The organism is Prosthecobacter sp., assembly GCF_049294395.1.
GTDB lineage: Bacteria > Verrucomicrobiota > Verrucomicrobiia > Verrucomicrobiales > Verrucomicrobiaceae > Prosthecobacter.
Genome location: NZ_JBAQCR010000433.1, coordinates 1 through 11,084, shown reverse-complemented (window position 1 = coordinate 11,084; position 11,084 = coordinate 1). Strand labels below are relative to the sequence as shown.

General features: G+C 57.2%; 11 protein-coding genes. 3 read left to right on the top strand and 8 right to left on the bottom strand.

Features of this window, described 5'->3' with window-relative positions:
* Positions 1–301: 301 nt before the first annotated feature.
* Positions 302–829 carry a hypothetical protein gene (locus tag WAW39_RS29640; RefSeq protein WP_422323276.1) on the bottom strand — a complete coding sequence of 176 codons (528 nt, stop codon included), beginning with the start codon at positions 827–829 and terminating at the stop codon, positions 302–304.
* Positions 830–862: 33 nt separating this feature from the next.
* A complete protein-coding gene (locus WAW39_RS29635) occupies positions 863–1,330 on the bottom strand; it encodes a plastocyanin/azurin family copper-binding protein (protein WP_422323275.1) in 468 nt (155 codons plus the stop codon).
* Positions 1,331–1,471: 141 nt separating this feature from the next.
* Here WAW39_RS29635 and WAW39_RS29630 point away from each other — a divergent pair, with 141 nt between their 5' ends.
* Positions 1,472–2,830: a DUF1552 domain-containing protein gene (locus WAW39_RS29630; protein WP_422323273.1), complete on the top strand. Its 1,359-nt coding sequence runs from the start codon at positions 1,472–1,474 to the stop codon at positions 2,828–2,830.
* 26 nt (positions 2,831–2,856) lie between these two features.
* On the opposite strand, the gene WAW39_RS29625 is transcribed toward WAW39_RS29630, so the two are convergent.
* Complete coding sequence (locus WAW39_RS29625) at positions 2,857–4,293, bottom strand: hypothetical protein (RefSeq protein WP_422323271.1); 1,437 nt, start codon at positions 4,291–4,293, stop codon at positions 2,857–2,859.
* Between the two features lie 775 nt (positions 4,294–5,068).
* The gene (locus WAW39_RS29620; protein ID WP_422323269.1) at positions 5,069–5,704 is read right to left on the bottom strand and encodes a hypothetical protein; all 636 of its coding nucleotides are present in this window, start codon (positions 5,702–5,704) and stop codon (positions 5,069–5,071) included.
* Between WAW39_RS29620 and WAW39_RS29615 the strand changes: the two genes are divergently transcribed.
* Entirely contained in the window at positions 5,681–6,112 is a 432-nt protein-coding gene (locus WAW39_RS29615; RefSeq protein ID WP_422323267.1) for a hypothetical protein, read from the top strand. The genes WAW39_RS29620 and WAW39_RS29615 overlap by 24 nt on opposite strands.
* Positions 6,113–6,236: 124 nt before the next feature.
* Here the strand turns inward: WAW39_RS29615 and WAW39_RS29610 are convergent, their stop codons facing one another.
* Positions 6,237–6,794: a TPM domain-containing protein gene (locus WAW39_RS29610; protein WP_422323265.1), complete on the bottom strand. Its 558-nt coding sequence runs from the start codon at positions 6,792–6,794 to the stop codon at positions 6,237–6,239.
* A 298-nt stretch (positions 6,795–7,092) separates the two neighbouring features.
* Between WAW39_RS29610 and WAW39_RS29605 the strand changes: the two genes are divergently transcribed.
* The gene (locus WAW39_RS29605; protein WP_422323263.1) at positions 7,093–8,676 is read left to right on the top strand and encodes a hypothetical protein; all 1,584 of its coding nucleotides are present in this window, start codon (positions 7,093–7,095) and stop codon (positions 8,674–8,676) included.
* Between the two features lie 92 nt (positions 8,677–8,768).
* Here the strand turns inward: WAW39_RS29605 and WAW39_RS29600 are convergent, their stop codons facing one another.
* The 3 genes from WAW39_RS29600 to WAW39_RS29590 form a co-directional block, all read right to left on the bottom strand.
* Positions 8,769–9,254, bottom strand: coding sequence for a Fur family transcriptional regulator (locus WAW39_RS29600; protein ID WP_422323261.1), 486 nt, complete (start codon positions 9,252–9,254; stop codon positions 8,769–8,771).
* A gap of 20 nt (positions 9,255–9,274) precedes the next feature.
* Positions 9,275–10,225 carry a prolyl oligopeptidase family serine peptidase gene (locus WAW39_RS29595; RefSeq protein WP_422323259.1) on the bottom strand — a complete coding sequence of 317 codons (951 nt, stop codon included), beginning with the start codon at positions 10,223–10,225 and terminating at the stop codon, positions 9,275–9,277.
* A gap of 59 nt (positions 10,226–10,284) precedes the next feature.
* Positions 10,285–11,084: leucine-rich repeat domain-containing protein (locus WAW39_RS29590; RefSeq protein WP_422323257.1), on the bottom strand; the 800-nt coding region annotated here is incomplete at its 5' end.

The following is an 11,084-nucleotide window of genomic DNA, read 5'->3' as shown; positions in this document are numbered from 1 at the left end:
CGGTGCAGCAGTCTGACCTCGGGCGTCGCCGGGGTTGATTGCGAGTGTGGTGAGGGCAACTACCGCAGCAATTGCCATGCTGCGCCAGATTCGAGTGTGGTTGAGTTTCAGCATAAGTCAGTGGGTGGAATTTAGCTCCGATCCAAGCTCAAGCATGGCGCGTGCCAACTTCGCTTTTGTTTTTTGAACCCCTTGCGTCAAAACAACCGTGCACTCCTGCATCGACTCCGGCAGATGGGCACAAAAAAGCGGGTGGAGGACCACCCGCTTTTGAAAACGAACCAGTTGTTTCAAGCTCCGCTTACTTGGCGAAAGGGCTGAGGACGATTTTTTTGAAATCATCCGCCAGCTTGGCGATGGCATCCTTGGGACCTGTGAGTTTCACAAAGATGTTCGACTCTCCGGCTGGAACAATGGCGGCGATGAGGCTGTAGTTCTCACGCGGTGTTTTGGCACCCATGGGAGGGCCGTCATTGTAGGTGCCGGTGGCTGTCACCAGGGTGATCTTCTTGCCTCCGGCGTCGAGTTCCTCACGCTTGGACTCAGGGGTGCCCTGAAACTGCCCCAGCCAGCGTTTGACGTTGGCCTCAGTATCACCACCACCGCCGGGGCCCGGGAAGCTGTAAAACACGGCTTCCACGGGCTTCTCGGCGCCCTCCACTTTGGCAGACAGCGTTCCTGCACGGAACATGCCGGTGCTTTGGATTTCAGCCCAAGGCGTGGCGAACTTGAAAGTGAGCCCGTTGACTTCGAGCTTGCCCTCCTCGCCACGAACGACGGAAGTGAGCGAGATCAAGGCGATGAACGTGGGGATGAGGAGGAATTTCATGGTGGTGCTTTGAGTGGAGTCTGAGTGGCTTGATTACTTGGTGACGTGCATCACACCGCGCATCAGGAGCCAGTGGCCGGGGAAAGTGCACATGTAAGGATAGTCGCCGGCCTCAGCAGGTGCGGTGAACTCGATGGTTTCGCTCATGTTGGGCATGACGAGCTTGGTGTTGATCACGATGTCAGGCTTGGCTGCATCCGGGATATAGCTCTTGGCCATGCCCTGGGGATCGGCCAGCATGGCGTTTGCCAGGGCGCCGACGGCGTCAAGCTTGCCGGGTTTGAGCAAAAGGAAATTGTGCGGCTGCGGGGCGATGCTGCCGGTGTTGTTGAGAGTGAGCTTCACCTTCTGCCCCGCTTGGACGCTGAGCTCGGTCTTGTCATAGCCCAGCGGATTCTTGGCGTCCGGCTTGAGTTCGATGGTGGCGACGCTGGCATCCTGGGCAAAGCCGGAGAGTGCGAAGGTTGCGATGGAAAGGATAAGGAGGCGGGTGTTCTTCATGTTTTTTAAGGGGGATTGGCGGGGAAAGCTTAATCGGGCTGTGTCTAGGCGGAATTTCAACTACTTTCGTGGCAGTTGCGTCCAGTATGCTACTGTCTGGCACGAAAGTTTCTTCCCGCCTCCGGCGTAATCACAATGTATATGAACGAGTTTCGCGAAACCTCCCTCGCCGCCCATTCGCTCAGCCGCCGCCAAGTTTTGCGGGGGCTGGGTTCGATGATTTCACTGCCGCTGCTGGAATCATTCGGCGCGCGTGCGTTTGCGGCGACCAAACCGGCAACCAAGCCCATTCGTGCCGCATGGATGTACATTCCCAATGGTGTGAATGTGGAGCAATGGATGCCCACGGGAGAAGGTGCGAATTATGTGCTTTCGCCTTCGCTGAAACAGATCGAGCAGCATCGCAATGATTTCATGGTGGTCTCAGGACTGATGCAGGATTTCGCCCGCAGCCATGGCAATGGCGGCGGCGACCATGCGCGTGCGACGGCCACTTTCCTCACGGGCTGCATGCCGAAGAAAACTGCGGGTGCAGACATTCATCTTGGCATCTCGGTGGATCAGATCGCAGCGCAAAAGATCGGCCATCTCACACGACTGCCCTCGTTGGAGCTGAGCACGGATGGGCAGCGCAGCTCGGGCAAGTGTGATTCCGGCTACTCCTGCGCCTACCAGTTCAATCTGGCATGGAAGAACGAGACCATGCCGATGGCTCCTGAAATGGACCCACGCTTGGTGTTTGAGCGCATGTTTGGCCTCGGTGCCACAGCAGGCAAAGGGCCGGAAGCGGCGCGTGCCAAGCGGATGCAGAAAAGCATTCTCGACACCGTCCTCGACGAAGCAAAAAGCCTGCAGGGCAAGGTGGATGCGGGAGACCGCCGCAAGCTCGACGAATACTTTTCTTCGGTGCGTGATATTGAACTGCGCATCGAGCGTGCGGAGAAGTTTTCCGCACAGATGCCGGATGTGAAAATCCCTGAGGGCATCCCGGATTCCTACGAGGAGCACATCCGCACCATGTTTGACCTGATGGTCCTCGCCTTCCAGACCGACACTACGCGCCTTTCGACGTTCATGCTCGCGCATGACGGCAGCAACCGCAGCTTCCCTGAGCTGGGCGTGCCGGACGCGCATCATTCGCTGTCCCATCATCAGAGCGATCCGCAGAAACTGGCCAAGATTGCGAAGATCGACCAGTTCTATCTGCGTCAGTTCGGCTACTTCCTCGACAAGATGAAATCGGTGAAGGAAGGGGACAGCACGCTGCTGGACAATTCCATGATCGTTTTCGGCGGCGGCATTGGCGATGGCAACCGCCATAACCACGACAATCTGCCGATCCTGCTGGCAGGGCGTGCCGGTGGCACTCTGACACCGGGCAAGCGCATGGTGCTCCCGGGTGAAACTCCGATGACGAATCTCTATCTCTCCCTGCTGGACCGCCTCGGCGTGCCTGCGGAGAAGGTGGGAGACAGCACGGGCAAGCTGGAAGTCAGCTAAGTCGAGGGCCTGCGTCCTTTTTCACTTCAGCGGCCGCCGGGGATGAGCGGTCGCTTGATCGTGTCTGGCAGGCCAGGCGTGGACTTGCGAATGCCTGGAGGTGGCATGCTGTTGTTAGATGGGGCGATGGATTTGCCACGGCTGCCATTTTTAGAAATGCCAGGAGGCAGTTCATCCACCCCGGCGGTTTTCGGCGGTGCTGCACTGGCTTTGGGCACCATTGGCAGGGAATACCAGTGCATCTGCGGGACCGCGCTGAGTTCCACCCACTGCTGTGAGCCAAGTTTTTTCCATTCCAGTTCCACCACCGCCCACACATGAGTTTCCCACGGCATTCGGACGCGCAATTCCTGGGCAAGGGCAGAATCTTTGTCGAGGAATACGGATGCCTGGAAGGAATTGGGCGGGGCAGGGCTGACACGGAAGGCATCCTTGCGATCCACGTTGGGCACGCCGTCTTCGAAGAAATGATGGCGGATGATGCCGACATGAAAGCATGCTTTGCCGGGCATGTATGTCTGGAAGAATTTTTCCAGCATGCGGTCCTTGAATTCCACAAAGGCGACCCAGTCCACTTTGAAGCCGTCTTCTTTCTCCTCCAGCATGACTGGAACTGAAAACTCCCAGGTTTTGTTTTCCAGGCTCAGGATGCAGTGCTTGCCGGAACCGAGCTCGGGATTGGGGTCCATGCGCACAAACTGAATGCGGTCCACCAAGATGGGGCCGTCAGGTGCATGCGCGTAATAGCGCTCCATGTGGGGTTTCATCATGTCGGCTCCGAGCGTGTATTTGAGGCGCTCTTCGAGGGATTTTGCTTGGAGGAACTTTTTGAGTGCTTCCACGGCAGGCTGGGCGGCAGCCGGTACGTCATCTTCCTCGATGGTGTGAGATTGTGCCAGACTGGAGGGCGTGGAGGCAGGGGCACCGGGCGACTCCGCATTCATGGCAGGTTTGGCGGGCACTTCGAGAAGGGTGCCTGCTGCAGGCGGAGGGGCTGGTGTGGCGGCCATCGGTGTGGCGCCTGTTGCCGACGGGGGGCTGGGTACAACGGCTGTGGCGGTCTTTTCATCCGCTGTAGCGGATGTCACTTTTTCGGGCGTGGGTTCTTGAGGATCAAAGCCAACCGTGAGTGATGTCGGCTTGGCCTTGGCATCGGAAGAAGATGAAGGAAGAGGAGCAGGCTTTTCCGCTGTCGTGTTGTTATTGGAAAGCTTGGACGATGTGCCAGGATCTGGACTGGGGATGGGCGGCGTAGGGATGCCGGGCTCGTCCTGGGAGGCTTCTTCAGCCACATCATGCCCGGTCAGGCTGGGGATCAGGCCAGGGAAGTAATCCTTCAAGAGGAATCCGACGAGCGCGAGAAATCCGAGAAGGAAGATGGCCGCGAACGCGAGCCGGATGAAATTGGTTCCGCGTGGGGCCCTCAGGCTGGCAATGCTCCTGCCTGATGGAACGGGTGCCATGTGTGGCGCGGAAGCTGGTTCATGACCAAGGGGGCCACCCAGACTGAGCGAGGGACCACCTGCAGAATGGAGATGCTGTGTGACTGGGGAGATGGGTGCGGGGGAAACATCTCTGCCGAGGAGTGACGAGCCTTGCAGGTTGCTGAGCATTCCTGGCATTCCACCAGAGCCACCCAGCGGCCCCATGTTCGGCAAGGCTGGTGAGCCTGGAATGAAGCGTGACTGATTGGGCAGTCCATTTCCCGAGAGCCCCGCAGGCACATCGAGCGAAGCCAAATTCGGCATTGCTGCTGGTGATGCCGGAGGCGAAGACCACGGCGTCTGGCCGGCAGGAACATTCAACGTAGTGCTGAGGGGTGGCTGGCCCGGAGCACGCTTTGGAGGCAGTCCTGCGTTAAGACCAGAGGCAGGCATGCCAGTCCCTGGCATTTCTCCCATCAAGGGGGATTGCGGAGCTGGTGGCCAGGCGGGTGCGGGGGCCGCAGCTTGGGCTGCCATAGGTGCAGGGGACCAATGCGGCACTGGCACTTCTACGGGTGCAGGCGTGGGTGAAGTGATCGTTTGTCCGCAACTCGGGCACGGACCCGTTACGCCTGCCATGTGAGCAGGCACCGTCAGGATCGTGTGGCAGAAGCCACATTGAAACTGGATCGTGTCCGGGTTCATTGGATTAAATGATCATGGTCAATTTTATTAATTATCATTCAAGGATTGGTTTTGACAAATTGAAGTTGGGAAAGTGTCTGGGATATTGAAGCTTGGGAGCTGTTGAAAATCAGGCATATCGGATCATGCCGCCGCCACCGCCGGTAAAAGCGCCTCCTAGTCGAGGGGCCGTGTCAGGTTCAGCAAGCATCCAGACGCGGCGTTGCTTTCTAAGTTGTAGAAGGTGCAAAAATCGACGGCAGACGATGACGCAGAGACCGAGGAGCAGCAGACTGCCAGACATCCAAATCATTGCTTGGGTGAGGCTCTGGCTGTTAGGAGGAACTGCGGGAACTTTCAATTGGGAGCTGAATTCAGCCAGGGCCTGGTCTTTGTCCGTTTTGCCAGCAGGGTCAGGGGCCAGAGCTTTTTGCAGCCAGAACAGTCGTGTTGAAAGGTGGATGGTGTAGCGACGCAGCTGATCGTGAACATTGCTGGTTTGAAGGGATTCTTTCAGGCATGCCTGAATCGTTTCGCTGAGAAATTCCGTGGAGATCTGGTTGTGGATGGACCTGCTCACAAACAAACGGGTCCGCCAAGGTTCTCCCAGGGGGTAGACCACCAGGCAGGCATCTGATAGCAGCAGGCTGCCGGAGGCGAATTTCTCCAGGTTAACGCCTTCGGGAAGCTTTTGATCATGTCCAATCACCAAAACATACAACTTGATGCGCGCATCCTGGGCATGGAATCCAAGAAGGCGCAGCATGTCATGATTCTGGATCTCCGGAACAAGCTGGTCAGGGTCGATGAGATATTCTTTGGGCAGGCTCTGAGCGCATGCGGCAAGAAATTCACGGGGCACATCCTTGAGGGAAGCGAGCGGCGTAGGCAGTTCCACCGCGCTGGCCGGGCCTTGCGTTGGCAGTCCAAGAATGGCTTCGGGGAGAAAGAGCCGCATGTCTTCGGCCTGCAGGCGAGGGGAGAGCTCGCTGTCGCGGTTGTTGAAAAAATGATCCAGCCGGGGACCGCTGGACAAGGGGGTATGGATGAGTTCGTTGATGTCAGAGACGGACTCGCCACTTTTGGGCGGCAGAACTCCAGGGCTGTTGCCACCGGGCAGACTTTCGCGGAATTTCCTAAGCTCCTGCTCACTCCAGCGCGGCAGTGGCAATGAGTGATCTTCGGCCTTCTCAACAGGCGGGCCATCATCGGCGGACGCATTTCCAGCAAAGCACAGCAGCGTGAGCAGCAGTACTAAGGGAAGATTTTTGGCGCTGGGAGCTGCAGCAGCCATTGCATCATGAAATGGCTTGGTCATGTTTTGGGGCGGGTAGATCAGCCAGAGGCCGTGAGGTGGGCCGATGCCCGCTCCTCAAAGGCTGCAGGCCAATGTCAGAAACGGAGTCTGCCATTCCCGCTGCCTCGGGCTGCCATTGCATCGGACGGGCGTGTTTTCGCAACACTTCGCCCGCGCGAATGCACGAGGCTTCAATGGCCATCCCGAAAGCACCTTTGCTCAGATGGCTGCCGGCGGTTTGCATCATGCGGCTGATGATTTTTGGGCTGAAACATTTTTCGATGGCATATCCCAGAGTGATGCAGGCGGTTTGCGCTGAGGGATCCACGACCAGCACCATGCCAAAATCATTGCGACGGCTGACGGAGTGTGTGTTGAACGCTCCTTGATTGAGCAGCCAGAAGCCCAACTCTGCGACGCTTAAATTATTGGGCAGCGTGCCTAAGTAGACGGCAAAAAAGGCTTGGGGGAAGCTGCGTTCAAAATCGTCCAGAATGATCTCAAGGCGCCGGGTGTCTTCCAGTCGCAGGCAGTGGGCCGCATCGGTGATCCGCTCCAACCTAACCCATTGATTTCCAAGGTAACTATGAAGTAATGTCGCTGAAAATCCGCAAGCAGAGCAGGTGCTCTGCTCTGAGTGGACGCTTGCTTGGCAGCGCGGACATTTCATTGTTATAGAATATATGGAATATACAACTAATCAAGTCCTATTTCGTCACTCATGACACAGAAAAAATGTTTACACCGGGTGGCCTTTGTGGTGTAACTATAAGTTGATTCAACAATTTAAAAACGAACGCTGATTTTTTCCGGCTTTCATACTCCGAATTCAACGCTCAATTTTCCATCAACTGATCATGAAGCTCGCCTCTACCATTGTCATTCTCGGCAGTCTGCTGACTGCCGGTTCCATTCATGCCAAATGGTCGCGTATTCCGATCATCAAGGAAAAGCCGGTAAACGCGATCAGTGGTCCTGCCAGCAATGCATCGCTCGACAGCTCGTCTGGCATTGGTCGTGCAGATTCCATTCTTTCCAGTGACATCACTGCGTCATCGACGGTCTCCGCCGGTAAAAGCTTTCTGCTGATCAACCTCGGCAAACCGGTGTTGATTTCATCCTCTTCATTTGTGAACGACGGCATTGAAGGGCGCGCAACGCTCTCTGCAAGTGCTGACAAAAACGGCTGGGCGGTTCTCGAAGAGAAGGTCTTTTCCGCAGCTGATCGCACGGTGGAATTTAAATTTGCCGGGATGCAGGCCAAGTATGTCAAACTTGAACTGGCTCTCTCCAAAGGGGGGATCATCCGCAACCTTCAGTTTTTTGGTGCTGCGACCGACAAGGGTTACGCCGTCAAGCAGTCTGCTGATGGCAAGGGTGGCAAGCCAGCGGATCTGATCAACGGTCTGGGTGGTGCTCGCGTCGTTTACGCAGCTCCGAGACCTGCCAACGGTCTCGATACCGCCATCACCTACAACAAGTTCGCCTTCCCCGAGTCCGATGAAAAGTATCGTACCATCATCTATGACTTCGGCCAGCTGCGTATTCTGAATGAGTTCGCCTCCGTTCACTCGCCACGTCCAGTGCGCTTCGAAGTGTTCGCCTTCGACAATCTGCCGGAAAAAGAAGACTGGCGCGGTCGCATGGCCTTTGACCCAAGTGATTTTGGCAACATTGCTCCAGTGGCGGTGGCTGAGGACACTCGTGGCACAGGAACCCTCAAAGCTAAGCCTGCCAAGGCAGTCAAAACACGCTACTTGGCACTGCGCTGGGAGCCGGAGTTCAACCCGCCGGATTTCCAATGCACAGGCTCTGCTGAAGGTAATGTCATCAACATTGTGACGACCAACACAATCACCATCACCAATGCAGATGGCTCCAAAACAGTGATTACTGTGACCGTTGGAGATGCTCATGGTGCAGGTGCTTCCACAAGCGAAATCACTCCTGAAAATGCCGGCCAGATGGTGGCTCAGGGCGAAGCCAAGAGCGGTGACACGACCACAGTCACGACCGCGACGTATGCGCCAGGAGTGGATCCCTCTGCGCCAGGCGCGACGCCTGTCAGCACGACTACGACTACAGGCACCTCAACGGTGACCGTAACAACGCAATCCAATGGTACGGTGGTGACTACCAGTACTTCCACGACCACGGACTCCTCTGGAAATACAACCACCACGACCATCACCGAGAGCAAGGATGCAAACGGTAACACTACCACGACGGTGAACCAATCCACGACCGACCCCAACGGGAACACCACCACCACGGCCGATAATACCAACACTGGATCGGGCGGAAACAACAGCCAGACGAGTACCACAGGTACCAACAGCGATGGCAACCTCGCTGGTGGCAGTTCTCCATCTCCTGGTGGTAACGGCTCGCTGAACGCCAATCAGACCAACACGATCTCGACGGCTGCCACCTCGCCTTAATCGATTCGTCATTCATCTCGATCCCGCACTGGTGATACCGGTGCGGGATTTTTATGCCTCGGAGCTGCCTGATGAAGCTGCCTTGGGAGCTCTCAGTTTCCTGCCACACACTTCGGGCATAGGCCGTAGAACTCCAACTCGTGGTAGAGCTTCTGAAAGCCAGATTCTTTTTCGATCTGCTTCTCCAGGGCTTCCACCGGGCACGCGATGTCCAGCCGCTGGATGCGGCCGCATTGGGTGCAGATGAGGTAATCGTCATGATGACCGGGCTGCAGGAGGGTGTAATACGCGCTGCGATCATGCAGGCCCAGCCGCCGGATGAGCCCCAGCTCCTCCAGCTTGACCAGCACCCGGTAAACCGTGGCTTTGTCTGCGCTGCTGGTGAGATCGGGGGACTCTGCGATGTCCGCCAGTGACAGTGGCTGATGGGAATGGACGAGGATGGAAAGGACATTTTCCAGCGCCTTGGTGCGCCGCAGGCCGGCTTCACGTGCGCGTTCCATCATCGTGGCCGCCAGTTCGCGTGCAGAATCTGCATCATGATGCTGGCAGGTGGCGGAGTGGTGGTGGTGGAGCATCGCTTTCGAGGTGGGCGGATTTAAGGGGCTGACATGGCCTGCTTTTTCTGCTGAAACAACCATTCATGCATATCGGCACGAGGATATACGACGCCCGTGATGCCGTGGCCGGCCCCTTCCAGTTCAGTGTAATTCATTCGTTCGCCACCCGCTTGCTTCACAGCTGCCACAATGGCGCGTGAACGCTCGACGGGCACCATGTCATCCTTGTCGCCATGGAAGACCCAAAAGGGGATGGGTTTCAAAATCTCCGCGTTTTTGACATCGCCCCCGCCGCAGAGCGGGACGCACGCAGCAAAGACCCCCGGATACTTCGCCGCGATGCTGAATGTGCCAAAACCGCCCATGGAGGACCCCGTGAGATAAAGACGGTCTGCGTCGATGGGGAGGTGTTCGGTAAGATCGGCGATGAGCGCGAGCAGGTTGTCCGCCACTTGGTTCTTCCAGCCGATGTCGGCGGAGGGGCATTGCGGGGACAGCAGAAAGCAGGGCTGCCTGGCCAGATTCTCAGCATTGGTCCAGATTTTCGGTGCACCACCCAGCTGCGATTCGTTGTCGGTGCCGCTCTGGCCGGAGCCATGAAGCCAGATGACGAGGGGGTAGCGCTTGGTGCCATCCAATGAGGGGCTGCCCCAGAGCTGGTAGTTCAGGCCCTGCTTGGAAACGCCTTTCACAAACTGCCCGGTGACCTTCTCGGCGTAGGCCCCCTCCTTCAGGCCTGCATCACGGCGTTTCTCGCGCAGCAGGCTGCGGATGTAGTCCTGATCTTCCTTGGAGAGCTTGTCCAAGGCCAGCCGGTACTGGTTGAAGTCGGTGCTGCGGCGGATTTTGACCTCCTTGTCGGAGAACTCGACAAGGTTGCCCATGAACTTCGATTTGCCATCGCTGGAAGTCCATTGCCGCGGCGGGTCGGCAGACTGCGCTCCAGTGAGCAGCAAACTGAAGGTAATAGCGCGAAGCAACACTTTCATGCCACATGCTAAGCCGCACCCATCTGTTACGGCAAGCACTTTGCATGGCGGGCGGCACCTCAGGGCGTGATGCGTGCGCCGGCCTTCTTCATTTCATCCACGAGTTTTTTGGAAGCATCGTCGATGGCATTCCCGTCGATGAAAATCTGGCAGTACGGCGCCCATTCACGCGGGCCGTCGTTGTCTTTTTTCCACATGCGGTGCAGGGGCGTGAGGTCGGTGATCTGGTTGTTTTCGAGAAAGAGGAACTGCAACTCCGTCAGGGGCTCCAGAGGCGAGATGTCCTTCACGCCATTGCCTTTGAGGGAGAGCATGGAAAGCCACTTCATGCCACCGATGCCGGCGATGTTGCTCACCTGATTGCCTTCGAGATACAGCGTCCACACCTTGGGCAGCTTGAACAACGCCGTGGCGTCTTTGATCTGGTTGTTCGCGAGGTAGAGGGAAGTCAGGGATTGAATGCCACCGAGCGCGGAAACGTCCGTCACCTTGTTGCCGGTGAGCTCGATGTATTGCAGCGCCTTGCACTCGGCCAGCGGGGCGATGTCGCTGATCTGGTTGTTGGAGACATCGAGAAATTGCAGGCGCTCCAGGCCTTTGATCGGCGCGAGGTTGGTGATCTGATTCTCCGGCAGAGTCAGGGATGCCAGGGATTTGCATTTTTCGAGGCCGGTCAGGTCCTTGATGCCTGCTTTCTTGCCTTCAATGATGGAGACAGTCGCCACATCTTCCGCAGTGATCACTTCCTGATTGTCGCGCTTGGCAAAGACCAGCTTTCTCACGGCGGCTTCGAGCGCCTTGTCAGGGAAAATGGCCACGGGTTTGGGGGCCGGTGGCTTGGCAGCGGCGGGAGCAGGTG

Excerpts from the sequence above, each read along its gene's own strand:
- WAW39_RS29640 (WP_422323276.1), bottom strand. The coding sequence starts at position 829 with ATGAAATTCCTCCTCATCCCCACGTTCATCGCCTTGATCTCGCTCACT.
- WAW39_RS29635 (WP_422323275.1), bottom strand. The coding sequence starts at position 1,330 with ATGAAGAACACCCGCCTCCTTATCCTTTCCATCGCAACCTTCGCACTC.
- WAW39_RS29630 (WP_422323273.1), top strand. The coding sequence starts at position 1,472 with ATGAACGAGTTTCGCGAAACCTCCCTCGCCGCCCATTCGCTCAGCCGC.
- WAW39_RS29625 (WP_422323271.1), bottom strand. The coding sequence starts at position 4,293 with ATGGCACCCGTTCCATCAGGCAGGAGCATTGCCAGCCTGAGGGCCCCA.
- WAW39_RS29615 (WP_422323267.1), top strand. The coding sequence starts at position 5,681 with ATGGAATCCAAGAAGGCGCAGCATGTCATGATTCTGGATCTCCGGAAC.
- WAW39_RS29620 (WP_422323269.1), bottom strand. The coding sequence starts at position 5,704 with ATGCTGCGCCTTCTTGGATTCCATGCCCAGGATGCGCGCATCAAGTTG.
- WAW39_RS29605 (WP_422323263.1), top strand. The coding sequence starts at position 7,093 with ATGAAGCTCGCCTCTACCATTGTCATTCTCGGCAGTCTGCTGACTGCC.
- WAW39_RS29600 (WP_422323261.1), bottom strand. The coding sequence starts at position 9,254 with ATGCTCCACCACCACCACTCCGCCACCTGCCAGCATCATGATGCAGAT.
- WAW39_RS29595 (WP_422323259.1), bottom strand. The coding sequence starts at position 10,225 with ATGAAAGTGTTGCTTCGCGCTATTACCTTCAGTTTGCTGCTCACTGGA.